At 69.8% G+C, this 22,181-nt stretch carries 20 protein-coding genes and 1 pseudogene; 4 read left to right on the forward strand and 17 right to left on the reverse strand.

The features are described 5' to 3' along the window. Positions 1 to 832, reverse strand: an 832-nt coding sequence (locus PV734_RS44235; RefSeq protein WP_319294897.1) for a 5,10-methylenetetrahydrofolate reductase, incomplete at its 3' end; no start/stop codon positions are given. 3 nt (positions 833 to 835) lie between these two features. Continuing rightward, a complete protein-coding gene (gene betA, locus PV734_RS44240; RefSeq protein WP_319294899.1) occupies positions 836 to 2,515 on the reverse strand; it encodes a choline dehydrogenase in 1,680 nt (559 codons plus the stop codon). Positions 2,516 to 2,716: 201 nt separating this feature from the next. Here betA and PV734_RS44245 point away from each other — a divergent pair, with 201 nt between their 5' ends. Then, positions 2,717 to 3,463: an IclR family transcriptional regulator gene (locus tag PV734_RS44245; protein WP_319090674.1), complete on the forward strand. Its 747-nt coding sequence runs from the start codon at positions 2,717 to 2,719 to the stop codon at positions 3,461 to 3,463. A gap of 85 nt (positions 3,464 to 3,548) precedes the next feature. Here PV734_RS44245 and PV734_RS44250 read toward each other — a convergent pair whose 3' ends face one another. The 6 genes from PV734_RS44250 to icmF form a co-directional block, all read right to left on the reverse strand. Next, complete coding sequence (locus tag PV734_RS44250; protein WP_319294901.1) at positions 3,549 to 4,673, reverse strand: aromatic ring-hydroxylating dioxygenase subunit alpha; 1,125 nt, start codon at positions 4,671 to 4,673, stop codon at positions 3,549 to 3,551. 133 nt (positions 4,674 to 4,806) lie between these two features. Continuing rightward, positions 4,807 to 5,973 (reverse strand): NAD(P)/FAD-dependent oxidoreductase, encoded by a 1,167-nt coding sequence (locus PV734_RS44255; protein ID WP_319090101.1) that lies wholly within the window; start codon positions 5,971 to 5,973, stop codon positions 4,807 to 4,809. Further along, positions 5,970 to 6,332, reverse strand: a complete 363-nt coding sequence (locus tag PV734_RS44260; RefSeq protein WP_319090102.1) for a bifunctional 3-phenylpropionate/cinnamic acid dioxygenase ferredoxin subunit — start codon at positions 6,330 to 6,332, stop codon at positions 5,970 to 5,972. Before PV734_RS44260 ends, PV734_RS44255 begins: the two co-directional genes overlap by 4 nt. 259 nt (positions 6,333 to 6,591) lie before the next feature. Continuing rightward, a complete protein-coding gene (locus PV734_RS44265) occupies positions 6,592 to 7,230 on the reverse strand; it encodes an MBL fold metallo-hydrolase (protein WP_319090103.1) in 639 nt (212 codons plus the stop codon). After that, the gene (locus PV734_RS44270; protein WP_319090104.1) at positions 7,227 to 8,312 is read right to left on the reverse strand and encodes an S-(hydroxymethyl)mycothiol dehydrogenase; all 1,086 of its coding nucleotides are present in this window, start codon (positions 8,310 to 8,312) and stop codon (positions 7,227 to 7,229) included. Before PV734_RS44270 ends, PV734_RS44265 begins: the two co-directional genes overlap by 4 nt. A 143-nt stretch (positions 8,313 to 8,455) precedes the next feature. Next, positions 8,456 to 11,683 (reverse strand): fused isobutyryl-CoA mutase/GTPase IcmF, encoded by a 3,228-nt coding sequence (gene icmF / locus PV734_RS44275; RefSeq protein WP_319294964.1) that lies wholly within the window; start codon positions 11,681 to 11,683, stop codon positions 8,456 to 8,458. Positions 11,684 to 12,095: 412 nt separating this feature from the next. On the opposite strand from icmF, the gene PV734_RS44280 reads away from it, so the two are divergent. Next, positions 12,096 to 14,111 (forward strand): NADPH-dependent 2,4-dienoyl-CoA reductase, encoded by a 2,016-nt coding sequence (locus PV734_RS44280; protein WP_319294903.1) that lies wholly within the window; start codon positions 12,096 to 12,098, stop codon positions 14,109 to 14,111. 31 nt (positions 14,112 to 14,142) lie between these two features. Further along, positions 14,143 to 14,694, forward strand: a complete 552-nt coding sequence (locus PV734_RS44285; RefSeq protein WP_319090106.1) for a PadR family transcriptional regulator — start codon at positions 14,143 to 14,145, stop codon at positions 14,692 to 14,694. 71 nt (positions 14,695 to 14,765) lie between these two features. Here PV734_RS44285 and PV734_RS44290 read toward each other — a convergent pair whose 3' ends face one another. The 6 genes and pseudogenes from PV734_RS44290 to PV734_RS44315 all read right to left on the reverse strand — a co-directional run. Beyond that, positions 14,766 to 16,082, reverse strand: coding sequence for a cytochrome P450 (locus tag PV734_RS44290; RefSeq protein WP_319090676.1), 1,317 nt, complete (start codon positions 16,080 to 16,082; stop codon positions 14,766 to 14,768). Positions 16,083 to 16,287: 205 nt separating this feature from the next. After that, a complete protein-coding gene (locus PV734_RS44295; RefSeq protein ID WP_319090107.1) occupies positions 16,288 to 16,881 on the reverse strand; it encodes a GTP-binding protein in 594 nt (197 codons plus the stop codon). Continuing rightward, entirely contained in the window at positions 16,856 to 17,236 is a 381-nt protein-coding gene (locus PV734_RS44300; protein WP_319090108.1) for a DUF742 domain-containing protein, read from the reverse strand. Before PV734_RS44300 ends, PV734_RS44295 begins: the two co-directional genes overlap by 26 nt. After that, positions 17,233 to 17,634 (reverse strand): roadblock/LC7 domain-containing protein, encoded by a 402-nt coding sequence (locus PV734_RS44305; RefSeq protein ID WP_319090109.1) that lies wholly within the window; start codon positions 17,632 to 17,634, stop codon positions 17,233 to 17,235. Before PV734_RS44305 ends, PV734_RS44300 begins: the two co-directional genes overlap by 4 nt. Beyond that, positions 17,631 to 18,836: an ATP-binding protein gene (locus PV734_RS44310; protein WP_319090110.1), complete on the reverse strand. Its 1,206-nt coding sequence runs from the start codon at positions 18,834 to 18,836 to the stop codon at positions 17,631 to 17,633. Before PV734_RS44310 ends, PV734_RS44305 begins: the two co-directional genes overlap by 4 nt. A 349-nt stretch (positions 18,837 to 19,185) precedes the next feature. Continuing rightward, positions 19,186 to 19,470, reverse strand: a pseudogene (locus tag PV734_RS44315) (DUF2087 domain-containing protein); the annotation flags it as partial. A gap of 257 nt (positions 19,471 to 19,727) precedes the next feature. Here PV734_RS44315 and PV734_RS44320 point away from each other — a divergent pair. Continuing rightward, positions 19,728 to 20,015, forward strand: coding sequence for a chaplin (locus PV734_RS44320; protein WP_006380891.1), 288 nt, complete (start codon positions 19,728 to 19,730; stop codon positions 20,013 to 20,015). A gap of 126 nt (positions 20,016 to 20,141) precedes the next feature. On the opposite strand, the gene PV734_RS44325 is transcribed toward PV734_RS44320, so the two are convergent. The 3 genes from PV734_RS44325 to PV734_RS44335 all read right to left on the reverse strand — a co-directional run bounded on the left by PV734_RS44325 (position 20,142) and on the right by PV734_RS44335 (position 22,098). Beyond that, positions 20,142 to 21,011 carry a tyrosinase family protein gene (locus tag PV734_RS44325; protein ID WP_319090111.1) on the reverse strand — a complete coding sequence of 290 codons (870 nt, stop codon included), beginning with the start codon at positions 21,009 to 21,011 and terminating at the stop codon, positions 20,142 to 20,144. Further along, positions 20,995 to 21,471, reverse strand: coding sequence for a tyrosinase family oxidase copper chaperone (locus PV734_RS44330; RefSeq protein ID WP_319294905.1), 477 nt, complete (start codon positions 21,469 to 21,471; stop codon positions 20,995 to 20,997). The genes PV734_RS44325 and PV734_RS44330 overlap by 17 nt, the downstream gene beginning before the upstream one ends. Positions 21,472 to 21,588: 117 nt before the next feature. After that, the gene (locus PV734_RS44335; protein ID WP_319294907.1) at positions 21,589 to 22,098 is read right to left on the reverse strand and encodes a hypothetical protein; all 510 of its coding nucleotides are present in this window, start codon (positions 22,096 to 22,098) and stop codon (positions 21,589 to 21,591) included. Between the last annotated feature and the right edge of the window lie 83 nt (positions 22,099 to 22,181).

Consider the following 22,181-nt stretch of genomic DNA (forward strand, 5'->3'; position numbering starts at 1 on the left):
CGCCCAACCGGTCCAGCAGCGCGCAGCGCCACCGCTCCGTCTCCTCCACCTGGTTGAACGTGAACAGGTGGAGCCCCGCCACCCCCGCCCCGGGCGCCGTCAACGCCCCCTCCGCCCGCGAAAGCAGCCGCTCCGGCGCATACCCACCAGGCGCCGCGAACCGCAGGAACCACAACGGGTGCCGGGCCAGGAACCGCGTCGACTCACCCACCCCGATCTTCGTCGCCATCGACAACAGCTTCGCCCGCTGCACAGGCCCAGCCACACCCACGTACACGGGCAGCGCGACCTCCCTGCGCCGCACCCGACCGACCCACTCCCCCAGCACGCGCGCGTCGAAGCACAGGTTGCTGACGATGTACGTGGCGTGCTCCCGCTTGTCCCACATCGCCTGGACGGTGATGTCGTCGTGGATGAGCGGGTGGCTCTCGGGGTATCCGGTGACACCGACGTGCGTGAACGGGCTGCCCAGCTCGCCGAGCCTGCGCAGCACCGGCAGGGCACCCTCGTAGGACCCGGCGGGTGGATCCGCGTCGCCCGCCGGTACGAAGACGTCGTCCACGCCGGCCTCCCGCATCCGGTCGACGACGTCCTTGAGGTGGGCGTCGTCCCGCAGCAGCCGGGCCGGTACGTGAGGGACGACGCGGTATCCGTGCGACGCCAGTCGGCCGACCAGGTCGAGGGTCGGCTCCAGGCCCTTGACCGGCGATGCCGTCACCGTGACGACGGCATCGCGCGGAAGGTGGGCGAGGACCTTCTCCTCGGTCGCCTTCGCGGGCAGCACCTCGTAGCGGACGTGCTCCAGCAGCGCCCTCAGTCCCGTGGCGCCCACCCGCTACCCGGCCTGCTGGGCGTCGGCGTCGCCGTGGCGGTAGTACGCGGCCTTGGAGGCGGGCAACGGCTCCTTGCCGAGGATGAGGTCGGCGGCCTTCTCGGCGATCATCATCACCGGCGCGTAGATGTTGCCGTTGGTGACGTAGGGCATGACGGATGCGTCCACGACCCGCAGACCCTCCACACCGTGCACCCGCAGACTCTCCGGGTCGACGACAGCCATCTCGTCCGCCGAGGGTCCCATCTTGCAGGTGCAGGACGGGTGCAGGGCCGTCTCGCCCTCCTTGGCGACCCATTCGAGGATCTCCTCGTCCGTCGCCACCCCGGCTCCCGGGGAGACCTCGCCGTTGTTGTAGGGGGCCAGGGCGGGCTGGTTGAGGAGCTTGCGCGCCACGCGGATCGCCTCGACCCACTCCCGCCGGTCCTGCTCGGTGGAGAGGTAGTTGAAGCGCAGCGCCGGGTGTTCACGCGGGTCCTTGCTCTTGATCTTCACCGAGCCGATGGCGTCGGAGTACATGGGGCCCACGTGCACCTGGTAGCCGTGGCCGCCGGCCGGGGACGAGCCGTCGTAGCGGACGGCGATGGGCAGGAAGTGGAACATCAGGTTGGGGTAGGCGACGTCCTCGTTGCTGCGGGCGAAGCCCCCGGCCTCGAAGTGGTTCGTGGACGCCGGTCCCTTGCGGAACAGCCACTGCAGGCCGATGAAGGGGGCCCGCCACTTCGCCAGGTACGGCTGCATGGACACGGGCTGCTTGCAGGCGTACTGGATGTACACCTCCAGGTGGTCCTGCATGTTCTCGCCGACGCCCGGGAGATCGTGGACGACGTCGACACCGAGGGCGCTCAGCTCCTCGGCGTTGCCCACGCCCGACAACTGGAGCAGTTGCGGGGAGTTGATGGCGCCGCCGCAGAGGATGACCTCCTTGGCGCGGACCTGCTGGAGCGCGCCCTTGCCGCGCTGGTACTCGACACCGACGGCCTTCTTGCCCTCGAAGAGGACCCGGGTGACCAGCGCGCGGGTCTTCACCGTGAGGTTGGGCCGCTTGCGGACGGGCTTGAGGTACGCCTTGGAGGCCGAGAGCCGGCGTCCCCGGCTGACGTTGCGGTCGAACTTGGCGAAGCCCTCCTGCCGGTACCCGTTGACGTCGTCGGTGGGCGGGTACCCCGCTTCCTCGGTGGCCTTGAGGAAGGCGCCGAAGAGGGGGTTGGTGGCCGGGCCGCGTTCGAGGACGAGGGGACCGTCGTGGCCGCGGAACTCGTCGTCCGGGTCGGCGGCGAGACAGTTCTCCATGCGCCGGAAGTACGGCAGACAGTGCGCGTAGTCCCACTTGTCCATGCCGGGGTCGGCGGCCCAGCGTTCGTAGTCCATGGGGTTTCCGCGCTGGAAGATCATGCCGTTGATGCTGCTGGAGCCGCCGAGCACCTTGCCGCGGGCGTGGTAGACGCGCCGGCCGCCCATGTGGGGCTCGGGCTCGGACTCGTACTTCCAGTCGTAGAAGCGGCTGCCGATGGGATAGGTCAGGGCCGCGGGCATGTGGATGAAGACGTCCCACGGGTAGTCGGGCCGGCCGGCCTCCAGGACGAGCACCTGGTTCGCCGGGTCCGCGGAGAGCCTGTTTGCCAGTGCGCTGCCGGCCGATCCGCCGCCGACGATGACGAAGTCGTATTGCAGGGGAGCCATGATCTCTCGTCTCGCTCGCGCCGTAGATACGCCAGGCATCGTAATCGAGTAGCGCTATACGCACCAGGTTGCGGGACGCGCAACATGCAAGGTCTTGGTTTCAGGGTTGTTACTTGCAATGGTGTTGTTTACTGCGCGTATAGTTTCGCTGTGAGCAACCACAGCACAGACACCGAAACGTCCAGTACACAGGCCGGCGGAGTGCAGTCGGTCGACCGCGCGATCAGCGTTCTGGAGATTCTCGCCCAGCGCGGCGAGGCAGGCGTCAGCGAGGTCGCGGCCGAGATCGATGTTCACAAATCCACCGCTTTCCGGCTGCTCGGCGCGCTGGAGGCACGCGGACTGGTGGAACAGGCGGGCGAGCGCGGCAAGTACCGCCTCGGCTTCGGCATCGTCCGCCTCGCCGGCGCTGTCACCGGCAGTATCGACATCACGCAGCAGGGCCGCCCGGTCTGTGAGCAGCTCGCCGAGGAGATCGGCGAGACCGTCAACATCGCCGTGATGCAGGAGCACTACGCGGTCAACCTGTACGAGGTACGGGGGCCCGGCGCCGTCAGCGCGTACAACTGGGTCGGCCAGCTGACCCCGCTGCACGCCACCTCCAGCGGCAAGATCCTGCTGGCCCACCTGCCCGCGAAGGAGCGGGGCGCGTTGCTGAACGGGGCGGGTCTGAAGAAGGTCACCCCGCACACCATCACGGCGAAGACGAAGCTGGAGAACAACCTCGCGGAGGCCCGGGAGCGGGGGTACGCGTGGACGCAGGAGGAGCTGGAGATCGGCCTGCACGCGATGGCCGCGCCGATCCGCGACCACACCGGGACGGTCGTCGCGGCGGTGAGCGCGTCTGGTCCCTCCTACCGCTTCACCACCGAGCGCCTGCACGAGCTGGCGCCGATCCTGGTCAAGGGGGCTGCGGAGATCAGCCATCGGATGGGGTATCTGGGGTGAGTTCGTCGGGCGCGGGCCCGGTGGGGGCTGGTCGCGCCCCGCGGCGGAGCCGCAGACAGATACAGCCCCGCGCCCCCGAGGGGCGCTACCGCGCCCCCAGGCGCTCGTTGACCCAGTCGTGGAAGGCGCCTATGTGGTGCTCGCTCGGCACCAGCACACCGCCCTTCGCGTACAGCCGGGAGCTCATACCGGGCTGGGTGCGCTCGCAGGCCTCGAAGTCCTGGCGGTTGACCCGGTCGAAGAGTTCCACGGACCGGCTGACGTCCTTGCCGCTCTCGACGACGTGCGGGAGATACAGCCAGTCGCACTCGACGATCGTGCGGTCGGCGGCCACCGGGTACATACGGTGGAAGATCACGTGGTCGGGCACGAGGTTGATGAACACCTGCGGCCTGATGGTGATCGCGTAGTAGCGGCGGTCCTGGTCCTCGGCGACGCCCGGGATACGGTCCAGGCCCTCGGAGCCGTCGATGGTGAACCCCTGGACCTCCCCGCCGAACTCGGCGCCGTGGCCGACGTAGTACTGGGCGGCGTAGCCGTCGGCGAACTCCGGGAGCACCTCGGTGAGTTCGGGGTGGATCGTGGCGCAGTGGTAGCACTCCATGAAGTTCTCGATGATGAGCTTCCAGTTGGCCTTCACGTCGTAGACGATCCGCTTGCCGACCGAGAGGTTGTCGATGTCGTAGTGCTCGATCGACTCGACGTCACCGAGCCTGCCGATGACCTCGCCGATGACGTCCTCCTCGAAGGAGGGCGGGTTCTCCGCGAGGCAGACCCAGACATAGCCGAGCCATTCCCGGACGGCCACCGGCACCAGGCCGTACTCGGTGCGGCCGACGTCGGGCATCTTGGTGAGGTTGGGCGCTGCCACGAGCTTGCCGTCCAGGCCGTAAGTCCAGGCGTGGTACGGACATTGGAAGGCCCGCTTGACCTCGCCGGTCTCCTCCGTGCAGAGCTTGGCGCCACGGTGCCGGCAGACGTTGAAGTAGGCGCGGATCGAGTTGTCACGCGCGCGGGTGACGAGGATGCTCTCGCGGCCCACGTCGACGGTCCTGAAGGCGCCGGGCTTCGCCAGCTCGGAGGCGCGCGCGACACAGAACCACATGGTCTCGAATATGCGCTCCTGCTCCTGCGCGAAGATCCCCGCGTCCGTGTAGGAGGAGCCGGGCAGGGTGGCGATCAGACTGTCGGGCAGGCCGGTCGAGGTCACAGTGCACTCCTCGGAGAAACGTCGTCGGTCTGGATGGGTCAAGGTCAACTAGTTATCGCGTAGCGCCCCGCAGGGGCGCACGCCAGGGGCGCGGGGAACTGCGCGACCAGCCCCCACCGGGCCCGCAGACGAATCACCGCACAGCCGGCGCAGCCAACTGCTTGCGCCACCGCACGAAAAGCCGAGGCTGGTTCATCCCAAGAGCGGCAACCGGCACCCCGCCCCGCCGATAAACAGCAAGGACGTTACGGTCACCAACCGCACCCTCCTCCACCGTCACACTGTCAGCGACCCCCGCATGGCCGACGAACTGGATCTTCACCCCGTACTGGTCGGACCAGAAATACGGCGGCCGGGGCACCCCCGGCTCCACCGCCCCGCCGGCCAGCAGCGCGGCCACGGCGGCGGCGGGACGCTCCAGCGCCCCCGTCCAGTGCTCGACGCGTCGGTGCGCGTCCACCCGGGGGTCGTACCAGTTGGCGCAGTCGCCGACCGCGACCACACCGGCCAGGCTGGTGCGGCCGTCGGCGCCGCACTTGACGCCGTTCTCCAGGGCCACGCCGGACCCGGCCAGCCAGTCGACGCAGGGCCGGGCGCCCACCCCGACGACCACGATGTCGGCGGGCACGCTGCGTCCGTCCGCCAGCAGCACGGCCTCGACCCGGTGCTCCCCGCTGAGCCCCTTGACGCCGACCCCGCACAGCAGCCGTACGCCGTGGTCCGCGTGCAGGCCGGAGACGACGGCGCCCATGGTCTCGCCGAGTGGTCCGGCGAGCGGTGTCGGCGCGGCCTCGACAACCGTCACGTCGAGGCCGAGGGCGTACGCGGTGGAGGCGACCTCGGCGCCGATGAAGCCGCCGCCGATCACCACCAGCCGTCCGCCGCGGGCCAGTTCGTCGCGCAGGGCGCGGGCGTCGTCGAGGGTGCGCAGCGTGTGCACGCCGGTCAGGCCGTCGGCGCCGGGGAGGGTGCGGGCGGCGGCGCCGGTCGCGATGACGATTCCGTCGGCGCGGATGCCCCGGCCGTCGGCGAGGCGGACGGACCGGTCGGTGCGGTCGAGGCCGATCGCGCGGGTGCCCAGCAGCCACTCCGCGCGCAGGTCCTCGCCGTCCGTCTCCAGTCCGAGCTCCGCCTCGCCGAGGGTTCCGGCCAGGAACTCCTTGGACAACGGCGGTCTGTCGTACGGGCGATGGGCCTCGTCGCCGATCAGAACCAGCCGTCCGTCATAGCCCTGCTTGCGCAGGGAGCGCGCCGCCGACAGTCCGGCCAGCGAGGCGCCCACCACGGCCACCGTCCTCACGCGGGACCCCCGGCGAGCCGGGACGCGATACAGGGCGGCAGGTTGGGGGCGTCCGTGGACACCTGCACGTAGATCATGCCGTCCTCGACGACGACCTCGTGCGTCCGCACCGGCAGCTTGGCCGGCGGGGAGTCGACGGCGCCGGTGCGCAGGTCGAACTTCGAGGCGTGCAGCGGGCATTCCACCTCGCAGCCCTCCAGCCAGCCGTCGGCGAGCGAGGCATCCTGGTGGGTGCAGGTGTCGTCGATGGCGAAGACCTCGCCGTCGTCGGTGTGGAACACCGAGACGGGCGGGTCGATGTCGAGCCGGAGAGCCTCACCTCGCGGGAGATCCGCGAGACGGCACGCGGGAATCATCATGACACCTCGGTGCGTATAGCGAAACGGATTGCGGTAAGCGCAACGTCAGTTTGCGGGCGCCCAGAACCCTTGTCAAGAAGTCCAGGGACCCGGATGAGCCATCGCACGAGTTGCGCCATGAACAACTTCGCGCACATTGCACAACGAGAAACCAAGCAAGCCCGATGCCGGAACGAGCGCTCAGGAGCAGCTCGGACAGACATCGGGCAGGCATCGCCACAGGGGACCGCCGTGGGGAACCCCCATTGAAACCGGACGGTCAGAAGCCGCGGTCGATCCACTCCTGGAGGTGCGGGGCCTCGGCGGCGACGGTGGTGGTGTCCCCGTGCCCCGTGTATACGACGGTGTCTGCGGGCAGGGTCAGCAGCCGGTCCCGGATCGAGTCGACGATGGTCGGGAAGTGGGAGTAGGAACGGCCGGTGGCTCCGGGGCCGCCCGCGAAGAGCGTGTCGCCGCCGAAGAGGGCGCCCAGGGCGGGCGCGTACAGGCAGACCGCGCCCGGGGCGTGGCCGGGCGTGTGCAGCACGGTCAGCTCGATCCCGGCGACGGCGAGGACCTGGCCCTCGGCCAGCTCGCCGTCGGGCGCACGCTCCGGGTGGGTCTGCTTCCACAGCGGCAGATCGTCGCCGTGGAGCAGGATCGGGGCGCCGGTGCGCGCGGCGAGGGCGGGGGCCGCGTCGATGTGGTCGTTGTGCGCGTGGGTGCACACGATGGCCCGCAGGGCGCGCCCGCCGAGAGCCGCCGCGATGGCGTCGGCGTCGTGGGCGGCGTCGATGACGACCGCCTCGCTCTCGTCCCCGATGATCCACACGTTGTTGTCGACGTCCCAGGTGCCGCCGTCGAGCGAGAACGTGCCCGAGGTGACCAGCCGGTCGATACGAGCGCCGTCGGCCGTCACAGCACGACCACCGAACGCAGTACGTCGCCGCCGTGCATCCGCTCGAACGCCTTCTCGACCTCGTCGAGCGCGATGGTCTCGGTCACGAAGGCGTCCAGGGGAAGACGGCCCTGGAGATAGAGGTCGATGAGCATCGGGAAGTCACGGGAGGGCAGGCAGTCGCCGTACCAGGACGACTTCAGCGAGCCCCCGCGTCCGAAGACGTCGATCAGCGGAAGCTCCAGCTTCATCTCCGGCGTCGGCACGCCCACCAGCACCACGGTTCCGGCGAGGTCACGGGCGTAGAAGGCCTGCTTGTACGTCTCCGGGCGGCCGACCGCCTCGATGACGACGTCGGCGCCGTTGCCGCCGGTCAGCTCACGGATCGCCTCGACGGCGTCGGTCTCCCTGGAGTTGACCGTGTGGGTCGCCCCCAGTTTGCGGGCCGTCGCGAGCTTGTTGTCGTCGATGTCTACGGCGATGATCTTCGCGGCGCCGGCCAGGTTCGACCCGACGACGGCCGCGTCCCCGACCCCGCCGCAGCCGATGACCGCGACGGAGTCGCCGCGTCCCACGTTCCCGGTGTTGATGGCGGCGCCGATACCGGCCATGACGCCACACCCGAGCAGCCCTGCGACGGCGGCCGAGGCGGCCGGGTCGACCTTGGTGCACTGTCCGGCCGCGACCAGGGTCTTCTCGGCGAAGGCTCCGATACCGAGCGCGGGCGACAGCTCGGTACCGTCGAGCAGGGTCATCTTCTGCCCGGCGTTGTGCGTGTTGAAGCAGTACCAGGGGCGACCGCGCAGACAGGCCCGGCAACTCCCGCACACGGCACGCCAGTTGAGGATCACGAAGTCGCCGGGGGCGACGTCCGTGACCCCTTCGCCCACCGACTCCACGACCCCGGCGGCCTCGTGGCCGAGCAGGAAGGGGAAGTCGTCGTTGATCCCGCCCTCGCGGTAGTGCAGGTCGGTGTGACAGACCCCGCAGGCCTGGATCCGTACCAGCGCCTCGCCCGGACCGGGGTCCGGCACGAGGATCGTCTCCAGGCTGACGGGGGCACCCTTGCCCCGCGCGACGACAGCACGGACCTGGTGAGTCATGACCACTCCTCGGCTGGTACGAAAACTGATGCGAGAAACTGATGCGAGATCCAAGCCGGATGTTGCTCATTACGGCACGCATCTCATGTGTCGCAACACAGCATCGGGGAGCGCCGAGCCACGGTCAAGGAGCTGGAGGCCGCTCAGACGTTCCTCCGGTACTGGCCCCCGATCTCGAAGAAGGCCTCGGTGACCTGGCGCAGCGTGCACACCCTGGCCGCCGCCATCAGCGCCTCGAAGGCGTTGTCGCCGCCCACGGCGGCCTCCTTCAGCCGGGCGAGCGCCTGTGTGGCCTCCGCTCCGTGCGCGTTCTGGAAGTCGCGGACACGCGCGAGCTGGGACTCCTTCTCCGTCTCCGTGGCGCGGGCGAGCTCGACCTCGTGGGGTGCCCCCTCGCCGCCGGGCCGGCGGAAGGTGTTGACGCCGATGATCGGCAGCGTGCCGTCGTGCTTGCGCTGTTCGTACAGCATCGACTCGTCCTGGATACGACCGCGCTGGTAGCCGGTCTCCATGGCCCCGAGCACCCCACCCCTCTCATTGATGCGGTCGAACTCGGCGAGCACGGCCTCCTCGACCAGGTCGGTGAGCTGGTCGATGATGAACGACCCCTGGAGCGGGTTCTCGTTCATGGCGAGTCCCCACTCGCGGTTGATGATCAGCTGGATCGCCAGCGCCCGCCGCACCGACTCCTCGGACGGGGTGGTGACGGCCTCGTCGTAGGCGTTGGTGTGCAGGGAGTTGGCGTTGTCGTAGATGGCGATGAGCCCCTGCAGAGTGGTGCGGATGTCGTTGAAGTCCATCTCCTGGGCGTGCAGGGACCGCCCGGAGGTCTGCACGTGGTACTTCAGCTTCTGGCTGCGCTCCCCCGCGCCGTACCGCTCCTTCATCGCGACGGCCCAGATCCGGCGGGCGACCCGGCCCAGCACCGAGTACTCCGGGTCCATGCCGTTGGAGAAGAAGAAGGACAGATTGGGCGCGAAGTCGTCGATCCGCATGCCCCTCGCCAGATAGGCCTCGACATAGGTGAACCCGTTGGCGAGAGTGAAGGCGAGCTGGCTGATCGGGTTCGCCCCGGCCTCGGCGATGTGGTAGCCGGAGATGGAGACCGAGTAGAAGTTGCGGACCTTCTGCTCGATGAACCACTCCTGGATGTCGGCCATCATCCGCAGCGAGAACTCGGTGGAGAAGAGACAGGTGTTCTGCCCCTGGTCCTCCTTGAGGATGTCGGCCTGCACGGTGCCGCGCACGTTCGCGAGAGCGCGCGCCCGCAGCTCACCGGCCTCCTCCGCCGACGGTTCCCGCCCCTCCGCCGCCCGGAACCTCTCCACCTGCTGGTCGATGACGGTGTTGAGGAAGAACGCCAGGACGGTCGGCGCCGGCCCGTTGATGGTCATCGACACGGAGGTGGTCGGCGCGACGAGATCGAACCCGTCGTACAGCGCCTTCATGTCCTCCAGGGTGGCCACCGAGACTCCGGACGTGCCGACCTTGCCGTAGATGTCGGGGCGTTCGTCGGGGTCACGGCCGTAGAGGGTGACGGAGTCGAACGCGGTGGACAGCCGGGTGGCCGGCTGCCCCTCCGACAACAGCTTGAAGCGCCGGTTCGTACGGAACGGGTCGCCCTCCCCGGCGAACATCCGCGCCGGGTCCTCGCCGTCGCGCTTGAAGGGGAACACCCCGGCGGTGAACGGGAACAGCCCGGGCAGGTTCTCCCGGCGCCAGAAGCGCACCAGCTCGCCGTGGTCGGTGAAGGCGGGCAGCGCGACGCGCGGAATCCGGTTCCCCGAAAGGGACTCGCAGTTCAGCTTCGTACGGATCTCCCGGTCCCGTACCTTCACCACCTGCTCGTCCCCGGAGTACGACGCCACGACAGCGGGCCAGTTCAGGATCTGGTCCCCGATCTCATGGGGCAGGCCCCGGCGCGCCTCGGCGAGCAGCGACTCGACACCCCCCGCCTCCGCTCCGGCCTCGACGAGCTCGCCCAGGACGGCGTCCAGCCGCTGCACCCGCCGGGCCGCGTCGGCGAGCGACTCGGTCCGCGCGTGATACGCCCGTACCGCCTCCGTGATCTCGGCGAGGTAGCGCACCCGCTCGGCGGGCACCACCCGCCGGATGCCGGAGGAGTGCCGTACGGCGACCGGCGCCAGAGCGCCTTCGGCCAGCGGCAGCCCCCGCTCGGCCAGACCGTCCCGCAGGTGCTGATAAAGCGCGGTGACCCCGTCGTCATTGAACGTGGCCGCCGACGTCCCGAACACAGGCATGTCCTCGGGCTTCTGGCCGAAGGCCTCACGATTACGGACCAGTTGCCGGCCCACGTCACGCATGGCGTCCTTGGCGCCGCGCCGCTCGAACTTGTTGATGGCGACGACGTCGGCGAAGTCGAGCATGTCGATCTTCTCCAGCTGCGAGGCGGCGCCGAACTCCGGCGTCATCACGTACAGCGACGTGTCGACGAACGGCACGATGGCCGCGTCGCCCTGCCCGATGCCGGGCGTCTCCACGATCACCAGATCGAACCCGGCCGCCTTGACGACATCGATCACGTCGGCCAGGTGCTCGGGCAGCTCATGACTGCCACGGGTGGCGAGGCTCCGGAAGAAGACACGGGTCCCGTCCAGGGAGTTCATCCGGATACGGTCACCGAGCAACGCCCCGCCACCCCGGCGCCGGGTCGGGTCGACGGCGATCACGGCGATCCGCAGCTTGTCCTGCTGGTCGACCCGGAAGCGCCGCACCAGTTCGTCGGTGAGCGACGACTTCCCGGAGCCGCCGGTCCCGGTGATCCCGAGCACGGGCGTGACCCGCGCGGCAGCGGCGGCACGCACCTGGTCCAGCAACTCCTGCGGCAGCTTGCCCAGTTCGGCACCGGTGATGGCGCGGGCGATGGCGAACCGATCACCGGTGAGCACGGCGGAGGCGTCAACGGGCTTGCTGTCCCAGAGGTCGAAGTCGCAGTCCCGCACCACCGAGTTGACCATCCCGGCCAGCCCCATCCGCTGCCCGTCCTCGGGCGAGAAGATGGTCACGCCACTGCGGCGCAACCGGGCGATCTCCTCGGGCACGATGACCCCGCCACCGCCCCCGACCACCTGGATGTGTTCGGCGCCCTGCCCGCGCAGCGACTCGACCAGATACTCGAAATACTCGACATGCCCACCCTGGTACGACGAGACGGCCACACCGTGCGCGTCCTCCTCCAACGCCGCGTCCACGACCTCCCGCACCGACCGGTTGTGCCCCAGGTGGATCACCTCGGCGCCCTGGGACTGGAAGATCCGCCGCATGATGTTGATCGACGCATCGTGCCCGTCGAACAGCGCGGAGGCTGTGACCAGGCGAACGGGATGCACGGGCCGGTGAAGATCGTTCACGGTCATGGGGACCTTCCCAGAACGCGCCCGGGAGCGCGACATGGATTTACTTGGACGTCCTAGTAAAGAGGATACTAGGACGTCCAAGTAAATCCCGGGAGAGCCACACCCCACTCCGGCACCCCTCCAGCCCCGGCCCGCACCCCCAGCCCGTCCGGCGCTTGAGGACAAGGCCCGTTCAGGGCCGGAGGGGGGTCTGGGGGCGCAGCCCCCAGGAACGCGATGGGACGGGTAGGGGCGGCAGGGGCGGCAGGGGCGGCAGGGGCGGCAGGGGCGGCAGGGGCGAAGAAAACACCCCCATGTGCCGCACGCCATTATGCAACTAGTTGCAAAACCCCTCTCCCGTCCTCTACAAAGACAGGACAGGCCCACGACCCACCACCACCCACCCCCCTCCACCCTCGGAGACCCCATGAGCCGCTACCCCCACCTCCTCACCCCCCTGAACCTCGGCTTCACCACCCTCCCCAACCGCGTCCTCATGGGCTCCATGCACATAGGCCTGGAAGAAGCCGACCACGGCTTCGAACGCATGGCCGAGTTCTACGCAGCCCGCGCCCGAGGCGGCGTAGGCCTCATCGTCACCGGCGGCATCTCCCCCAACGACGCCGGCCGCCCGGCCGAGGGCGGAGCCAAACTCACCACCGACACCGAATCCGACCAGCACCGCACGATCACCGACGCCGTGCACCGCGAGGGCGGCAGGATCGCGATGCAGATCCTGCACTTCGGCCGGTACGCCTACCACCAGGACCTGGTCGCCCCCAGCCCCCTCCAGGCCCCGATCAGCCCCTTCACCCCACACGAACTCACCGACGCCGAGGTCGAGCAGACCATCGACGACTACGCCCGCGCCGCCCTCCTCGCCCGCCGGGCCGGCTACGACGGCGTGGAGATCATGGGCTCCGAGGGCTATCTGATCAACGAGTTCATCGCCGCCGGGACCAACCACCGCACCGACCGCTGGGGCGGCTCCTACGAGAACCGCACCCGCTTCCCGCTCGAAACAGTCCGCCGCGTACGCGAAGCGGTGGGCGAGGACTTCATCCTCATCTACCGCCTGTCGATGCTGGACCTGGTCCCCGGCGGCTCGTCGCTCGACGAGGTGATCATCCTCGCCAAGGCCGTCGAGGCGGCCGGCGCGACCATCATCAACACCGGCATCGGCTGGCACGAGGCCCGCATCCCGACCATCGCCACCTCGGTCCCGCGCGGCGCGTACACCTGGGTCACAAAGAGACTGATGGGCGAGGTCGGCATCCCCCTCGTGACCACCAACCGCATCAACACCCCCGAAGTCGCCGAGGAGTTGCTCGCAGGCGGCTTCGCGGACATGGTGTCGATGGCCCGCCCGATGCTCGCCGACCCCGACTTCGTCGCCAAGGCGCGCGAGGGGCGTCCCGAGGCGATCAACACCTGCATCGGCTGCAACCAGGCCTGCCTGGACCACACCTTCAGCGGGAAGATCACCTCCTGCCTGGTCAACCCGCGCGCCTGCCACGAGACGGAGCTGCTCCTCACCCCCACCCGCCTCCGCAAGCGGGTCGCCGTCGTCGGCGCCGGCCCCGCCGGCCTCGCCTGTGCCGTCTCCGCCGCCGAACGCGGCCACGAGGTCACCCTCTTCGACGCGGCGCCCGAGATCGGCGGCCAGCTGAACGTGGCCCGCAAGGTGCCGGGCAAGCAGGAGTTCGACGAGACCCTGCGCTACTTCCGCCACCAGCTCGACGCCCACGGCGTGGACGTACGCCTCGACACACACGTGACCGCGGCCGATCTGACCACCTACGACGAGATCGTGGTCGCCACCGGCGTCACCCCCCGCACCCCCGACATCCCCGGCATCGACCACCCGAGCGTCGTCGGCTACCTCGACGTACTGCGCGACAACGCGCCCGTCGGCGACCGCGTCGCGATCCTCGGCGCGGGCGGCATCGGCTTCGACGTCGCCGAGTTCCTCACCGACGGCGGCGACAAGGCGAGCGAGGACCCGGCCGCGTACTTCCGCGCCTGGGGCGTCGACACGGACTACCGCGCCCCGGGCGGACTGGCCGCACCCGAACGTCCCACCCCTCCCCGCAGCGTCCACCTGCTCCAGCGCAAGGCGACCAAGGTCGGCGCCGGACTCGGCAGGACCACGGGCTGGATCCACCGCACCGAGCTCAAGCACCGGGGCGTCACCATGGTCCCGGGCGTCCGGTACGACCGGATCGACGACGCCGGTCTGCATGTCACCGTCGACGGCACCTCGACCGTCCTGCCGGTCGACACCGTCGTCCTGTGCACCGGCCAGGACCCGCGCCGCGACCTGTACGACGCGCTGCTCGCAGCCGGCCGCAGCGTGCACCTGATCGGCGGCGCCGACGTGGCGGCGGAACTGGACGCCAAACGCGCCATCAAGCAGGGCACCGAGGTGGCGGCGGCACTCTGACGGCCACCCCTCCGCTCCCTAGGATTGAGCCATGTCACTCCCGCACGCGATCCTCACCGCCCTGCTCGAAAAGCCGTCCTCGGGGCTGGAGTTGACCCGCCGGTTCGACAAGTCGATCGGCTACTTCTGGTCGGCGACGCACCAGCAGATCTACCGTGAGCTGGGAAAACTGGAATCCGAGGGACACATCCGCGCCCTGCCCGCCCCCGAGCAGCCGACCCGCGGGCAGAAGAAGAGCTACGAGGTCCTGCCCGCGGGCCGCGCCGAACTGGCCCGCTGGACCTCCGCGTCCCAGGACCCGAAGCCGTACCGCGACACGATGCTGCTGCGGCTGCGCGCCTCGGCGGTCGTCGGCACCGAGGGCATCGAGACCGACCTGCGCCGTCATCTCGCCCTGCACCAGAGCCAGTTGGCCGAGTACGAGGAGATCGAGAAGCGCGATTTCCAGGCCGCCCACGACACCCCTCAGGACCGCCTGCAACACCTGGTCCTGCGTGCGGGCATCGACCTGGAGACCTTCTGGACCCAGTGGCTCACGCACGCCCTGGCCGAGTTCGAGCAACTGCCCGGCGAAAACGGCTGAGCGCCCGGTGTCCGAGGCCGGCCTCGGACACCGGGCGCTCAGCCCGCAAAGCACCCCGCGCACTCAGGCACTCAGAGCCGGAACACATCCAGGAAGGAGCTCCAGAAGCCCTTCTTGCGCTGTTCCTGACGGGCCGCCGGAGCCGGGGCCTGCTGCGCAGCCGGACGGGGGGCCGGTTCGGCGGCCGGCATCGGCGCCAGGTTGCGCAGGGCCGCGGCCATGCGGGTGGCCGCCGTCGGGCTGAACCGGACCGGGAGTGCGGCGAGCGCGCGGTGGAAGGGGCCCGGGCGCCACAGCAGGCTCTCCTGCGGGACCGCGAGGGTCAGGTCGGGCAGCGCGTTGAGGATCCGCTCGATCGCCGTGAGCGCGATGACCTGGGCCGGGTCCTTGGCGGGGCAGGCGTGGGGGCCCGCGCCGAAGGCCAGGTGCGCGCCCTTGCTGGCCAGCTGGCGGGCCTCGCTGAGCGCCGGGTCGCTGTTGGCGGCGGCGAAGCTGATGACGACCGGGCTGTTCGCGTCGACCGGTACGCCGCCGAGGTCGACGTCCTGCAGCGCGTAGTGCGTCGCGTAGTTGGCGATGGGCGGGTTGTTCCACAGCACGTGCTCGATGGCTTCCTCGACCAGCATGCCGCTGCCCCGCTCGGAGGGGCCGTCGGACAGCAGCAGGAGCAGGGCGCTGGCTATCAGGTTGCGCTGGGGTTCCAGACCCGCGCCCATCGTCACGATCAGCTGGTCCCGCAGCTCCTCGTCGTTGAGGCCGGCGGGGTGCTGGATGAGCCAGGAGGTCACGTCGTCGCCGGGCTCGCGGCGCTTGAGCGTGATCAGCTCCTGGAGGCAGGTGGCGACCTGCTCCAGGCCCTTGATGGCGTCGTCCTGGCCGTCGAACATGGCCGACATGCCGGAGGTGAGACGGTCGCCGATGTCCGCCGGGCAGCCGAAGATCTTGTTGAACAGCAGGAGCGGGATCAGCTTGGCGTAGTCGTTGAGGAGGTCGGCCCGGCCCCGCTCGCTGAACTGGTCGATCAGGTAGTCGGCGATGGGCTCGACATCCCGCCGGACGCGGCTGATGCTCAGCTTGGCCAGGCTCTCGGTGACGGCCTTGCGCAGCCGCAGGTGCACCGCGCCGTCCGTGAACAGGACGTTGGGCCGGTACATCATCATCGGCAGGACCGGGCTGTCGAGGGAGATCCGGCCCTCGTTGAGCGCGGCCCAGCGGCGTGAGTCGCGGGAGAACAGGGTGGTGTTCTGGAGCACCCTGAGGGCCATCTCGTGCTGGACGACGAGCGTGGCGTCCACACCGGGGGCGAGCTCGACGGGTGCCGCCGGGCCGTTGGTGCGCAACTGGTCGTAGACCCGGTGCGGTGCGGCGGCGAAGTCGGCGCCGTGCATGGGGCATCTGGCGGGCGTGCTCGGCGTGGCACCCGCGTGCTGTGTGTCCATGGAGGTTCCTTAGGGTTCCCCGCGCCCGGGGGCGGGGGACGGGGGTGAGGAAAAAGCTTGTACGGGGCTCTGTTCCGGATGGTCCGGGCCCCTGGCCGGACCCTCTGTCCGGACCCCCCGTGCGGGGAGGGGACCGACAGAGAGGAACCGGGGCTCAGGCCGCGCGGGTGAGCAGGTGCTGGACGAGGGCGATCAGCGCTCTCGCCGAGGACGTCTGGTCCCGGGCGTCGCAGTAGACGACCGGGGTGTCGGGCAGCAGATCGAGCGCCTCGCGGATCTCGTCCTCGTCGAACTCGCCGCCCGCCGGGTCGAAGGTGTTGACGGCGATGGCGTACTCCAGGCCGTACTTCTCGACCAGGTCGATCACCGGAAACGTTTCAGCCAGCCGTGACGGGTCGACCAGGAGCAGGGCTCCGAGCGCGCCGCGGGCCATGTCCTCCCACAGCTGCATGAAGCGCTGCTGACCGGGCGTACCGAACAGGTACAGCACCAGTTCGTCGCTCAGCGTGAGCCGGCCGAAGTCCAGCGCGACCGTGGTCGTCTGCTTGTCCGGCGCACCCTTCAGGTCGTCCACGTGGGCGGACGCCTGGGTCATCTTCTCCTCGGTGCGCAGCGGGGCGATCTCCGACAGCGAGCCGATGTACGTGGTCTTGCCCACGGCGAAGTGCCCTACGACAAGGATCTTCGCGGTGGTGGTGACCGCGTCTGAGACGTAGATCGTCTCAGCCGTAGAGCGATTCGAGTCCATGCAGCACCTTTTCGATGATTCCTCTGTCGACGGACTGGGCGCGTGGGGGCGCGGCACGGCGCAGGAGTTGGCCCTGTTCGAATAAATCGGTGAGGAGAAGCCTGGCGACTCCCACCGGCAGCGACAGGTGTGCGGCGACCTCCGCGACGGACAGGTAGCCACCGCCGCACAGGTCCCAGATGGCCCGTACCTCGGGGCTGGCGCCGAGCGGCACCTCCCGGTCGGGAGCCAGCGTGACCAGGGTGTGCAGGGACAGGTCGTCGGCGGTCGGCAGCCGCCGCCCGCCCGTGATGACGTACGAGCGGACGAAGTCGCTGGTGACCGTGACCGGAGCTTCCTCGCCGTGCGCGTTCATGCGTCCGCACCGGCGTTCTGACGCGGCGGGGTGGTCATCGCCTTGCCGAGCGCCCCGACCTGCTGCTGCATCCGGAACGACATGGCCTCCATGTCGACGTCCAGCGCCGCCGACACGGCGAGGTAGGCGCCGCTGCCGGCGGCTATCAGGAAGATCCAGCCGCCGTCGTACTCGATGAGCGTCTGCTTCCACAGACCGAGTCCGAAGCCGACGAAGGGGGCGACGGCCCGGCTGAGGGACTGCATCGAGCTCATCGCGGCGGCGTTGGTCTCCGCCGCGTCGCGCTCGATGTCACTGGACCGCTCCAGCAGGAGGCCGTCGGCCGAGACGAGGATCGCGTGACGGGCGCCGCGCACCTGCAGCACGTCGTTCAGCACCCACGACAGATCGGGATTCACTGGTCCTGTGGTCCTTCCATGGTCGTCGTGTCCCGCCCGAGCAGCGTTCCGCGCTGGAACGCACCGATACGTGAGGCCGTCACCTCTGTGTTGTGCTCCGGCTGGGCCGGTTCCGCCGGTGGTGGCACCACCGCGACGGGGCTGCCGCGTCGCCGCCGCTTGGGCAGGCCACCCGCCGTCGTCCCGATCGGACGCGGCGGCCCGCCGGGTGTGGCGACCGGGGTCAGCCGCTGCGGGGCGACCGGGACCTCGGCCCTGGGCTCGGCCTCGGTGGCCCTGCCCTCGGGCTCGGGAACGTCCGTCGTCAACAGGTTCTCCGGCAAGAGAATCACCGCCCGTACGCCGCCGTAGGGGGACACCGAATCGACCGACACCTTGAAGCCGTACCGGGTGGCGAGCATCCCGGACACGGCGAAGCCGAACTTCGGCGGGTCGCCGAGGCTCGTGATGTCGACCGGTGCCTGCGGGGAGAGAAGGACGGTGGCCCGCGCCTTCTCCTCCGTGTTCATACCGAGTCCGGCGTCGTCGACGATCAGACAGACACCGGTGGGAACTGCCTGGATGTTGACGTCGACGCGGGTGCCGGGCGCGCTGTAGTTGGTGGCGTTGGCCAGCAGTTCGGCGAGGACGACCGCGATGGGCTCGACGGCCCGGCTGGCCACCGTGACGTTCACCTGGGTGTTGATGGTGACGCGGTCGAAGTGCTTGATGCGGCCCTGGGCGCTGCGGGCCACGTCGTACACGGAGGCGGTGGTCTCGCGTCGGCCGAGCCAGCCGCCGCACAGCACGGCGATGCCCTGTGCACGCCGGCCGAACTGGCTGTTGGTGTGGTCGATCATCATCAGGTCGCCGAGGACCTGTTCGTCGTCGCCGTAACGGCGCTGCGACTTCTCGATGATGAGCTGCTGTTCGTCGGCGAGCACCTGGAGGGTCCGCATGGCGGACTTCAGGACTGCCTTGGTGTCTACCTCCGCGTCCTTGCGCACGGCCGCGAGGTCGCCGGCGTGCTGTGCGTTCAGTTGGGTGTATTCCGCATAGAGGCGGTCGCGTTCGCTCTGTGCGGCATCGCGGGCGCTCTGCAGGTCGTTGCTCTTCCTGCGGAGCGCCATGTTGGTTCTCCGGGCCCGCATCACTGCGACGACCGCAGCGACCAGGACCACGAGCAAGATCCACAGCAGTGGATCCTGGATCAATGACGTCATGAGACTCTCTTCAAGTCGCCTTGCGACAGGAGCAGTTGCAGTCCGATGGGTCCTGGCCCGTAACTCGGGCCCCGCCCGGTGGCGAACCTTACCGGCGGACCAACTCAGCTACTCCTTCGCGATGGGGGCCCTTAGAGACTGCCCCCGTGCGCGTGGCGCGCCTCAGCCTACTGAAAGTGGGATGATCTTATCAGTCAAGTGACCGTCAAAAAGGTTCCGCTTGCGCTTACTTGGAGACCTTCACACAGGATTCGCGAACTGGCCCACGGCCGTTAGGACCCCGCCGGCGCCCGGACGCACGGAGGGCCCGCTTCCCGGTTTCCCGAGCGCGGGCCCTCCGTACGGACTCTCAGGCGGCGTCGGCGACGCCGTAAGCGCCCTCGGCGGGCCGCCAGTAGACGCCCTCGCTGCGCCGCAGGTGCTGCAGGTCCACCAGATAGCGGCGCAGCGTCACATGGTCGATACGGCTCGCGCCCTCGCACCACACCCGCAGCCGCTCGTCGACGAGCCGCTCCGCGTACTCGATCCCGGGCTCGAAGGTCTCCTCGGCGATGTGCCGGAGCACGATCAGCTTCCGGCTCCAGCGGGCGGGCAGCCGCACGAGTGAGCCGTCCTCCCGTACGAAGGTCCGCAACACGTTCTCGATCTGCTGCCGCTCGTTCTGCTCGGCTTGCTCGGATGCCATGCCCGCGAGGCTAACTCCTGCGCGGACGGCCTCCCACCACTTTTCCCGTCACCTTTTCCCGCCCGCGCTCCGGACCGGTCTCCTGATCGCTCTTCGAAAAGGGTGACGCCGGGCCGGACGCCGTTACCAGGCGTGAGCGGGCGCGTTGTAGGGGAAGTGCGGGCGCGAGTCGAGCGTCCGCACTCATCGAACCAAAGGAGAACGTGATGTCTCGCATCGCGAAGGCAGCCGTCGCCGCGCTCGGCACCGGTGCCGTGGTGCTCGGCGGTGCCGGTATGGCCACGGCTGACGCGGGTGCCCAGGCCGCGGCCGTCGGCTCGCCCGGCGTCCTGTCCGGCAACGTCGTGCAGGTCCCGGTCCACGTGCCCGTCAACGTGTGCGGCAACTCGATCAGCGTGATCGGTCTGCTGAACCCGGCCTTCGGCAACACCTGCGCCAACGTCAGCGGCGACCACCACGAGGGCAACCCCGGCCCCGGCGGATACGGCAGCTGACACGCCGTACGGCACACACCGGAAGAGCCCCGACGGACCCACCGTCGGGGCTCTTCCGCATCCGTACTCGTGACGCGCACCGAACCGCGTGCACGGAACCACACGCACCGAACCGCCTGTACCGGACTACGCGTACCGGTAGACGTCGCTGTGGTCCTCCAGCTGGTCCGGCGTCAGGTCCCACGGCGGCAGTTTCTCGTGCCGGGCGACGACCCGGCCGCGCTGGGCGTCGCCGGCCTTCGGCGGCCGGTCGGGCAGATAGCGGGTTCCTGCCCCGTGCCGGAGCTGCCAGCGCGACCAGCACAGGTCGATGAAGGCGTGGTGCAGCCAGAAGACGGGGTCGTTGACGGAGGCACCGCCGACCATGTGCCCGCCGACCCAGCGGTGGACGCGGTTGTGGTTGCGCCACGAGCCGGGGCCCCGCCCGCTCCCCCACCCTTCGAGCCTGTTGCGGAACCCCTTCGTGGATGTCGAGTCCCACGGCGACACGTCGTACACGGGGTCGGCGAGGGCCGCCTCCAGGTCCTGCCGGGTCGGCAGCGAGAGCGGCTCCCGGACCCGGCCGAGATCCCGGGTGAGGAACTCGCCGTCGGTGACGCTCTCCGTGATGGTCCAGTCACCCTGGTCGTAGGCGAACGGCCCGGTCATCACCCGCTGGTCCGAGAAGCGCCCGGTTCCGCCCAGCAGATCCTCGCTCCAGGGGGACCCGGCGGTCGTCCGGTCCCGGGTCCAGTCCCAGTAGGGCAGCGTCACCGACGGATCCACGCGCTGCAACGCCTGCTCCAGGTCCAGCAGGAACTGCCGGTGCCAGGGCAGGAAGGACGGCGCCATGTGGGCCGTACGCAGGCCCCTCTCGCCGTCGGAGACGTAGTACTCGATGTGCGTGCGCACGAATTCGTCGTACTCGCCCCGCCGTTTGATCTCCATCAGCGCGCCGACGAACCGCCGCCGCTCACCGCGCGTCAGCGTGCTGACGTCCTTACGCGTGTACGCCATGACCGCCTTCTCCCCCGCCGGCGACCGTCAACCGCCGCCCGGGCCCCAGCTCGTCGACGGCGGCGCGGGCCGCCTCCAGGGCCGTGGGGTACGAGCGGTAGTGGTCGATCATGCTCAGATACGTCCCGTCCGCGCGCCGCATCAGATGCAGTGGCCGCCCGTCCACGGTGACGTGCCACTGCCCCTCGCCCGACGCGCGCATCGCCTGCGCCATGTGGTCGAGGTGATCCGCGCTCCCGGCGTCGGTCCTCAGACCGCGCAGTCGGCGGCCCCGGTACGTCTCGTCGAACGACGACGCCTCGTCGCCGCCCCGCTCCCCGCGGGGCCACGCGGCGGCGACGACCGGGACGACGGCCAGGGCGAGGGCCGACACGCACAGGGCACGCAGCGCCTCCCGCCTTGTCCCGGAACAGGCACGGGGCCCTGCCGGGCCCCGTGGTTGCCTTCTGACGAACAACAATCTCTCCCCATCTCCTCGTTCGGGTTCGTTCGGTGGCGGCGACCGCCCGGAGACCGGGCCCGGGTGTCAACCCCGGGCCCACAGGGTCCAGTTCGTCAGGTTCCGTGACCGCCCGGACTACATGGAGCCGAGCCCCAGGACGCCCGTGGGGGCCGTCTGCAGCAGCGGGGTCAGCACGGCGGCCTGCGGCTCCTTGAGCATGGGCAGGCCGAACACCTCGGAGTTGGGCGCGGTCAGCGGGGTGTCGACGGACAGGCCGGGGGTCAGGGTCCGCAGGTCGGCCGCGGGGACGCTGACGCCGGCCTCGTCGAAGCCCTTGCCGAGCACCTGCGGCAGCGGCGCCTGGGCCGACAGACCGGGCAGCGCGGCACCCATCGGCACCTGCGGCAGCGCGCTGGCCGGGATCATCTGCCCCTCGACGTACCGCGGTCCCTCGGGTACGCCCGGCGTCAGCAGCGGCAGTTCGCCGCCGACCTTGGGCAGGCTCACGTTGAGGGACTTCTCGACGCCGTCCAGCGGTACGGGCACGGGGACCGTGCCGGCCGCGACGGCGGGGGCCGCGGAGCCCACCGCCGCCGCCACGCCGGTGAGAACAGCGGCGGCAAGGATTCGAGTGGTCGACTTCATGGCAGGTGCGGTCCTTTACAGGAATCGGGGGTGTACGTCCGTATCGCGTAACGATCCTGGGAACCGCATCAGCTCAAGATTCC

Origin of the sequence: Streptomyces sp. AK08-02 (assembly GCF_033795085.1) — a bacterium.
In the GTDB taxonomy this organism is placed as follows: Bacteria; Actinomycetota; Actinomycetes; order Streptomycetales; family Streptomycetaceae; genus Streptomyces; species Streptomyces echiniscabiei.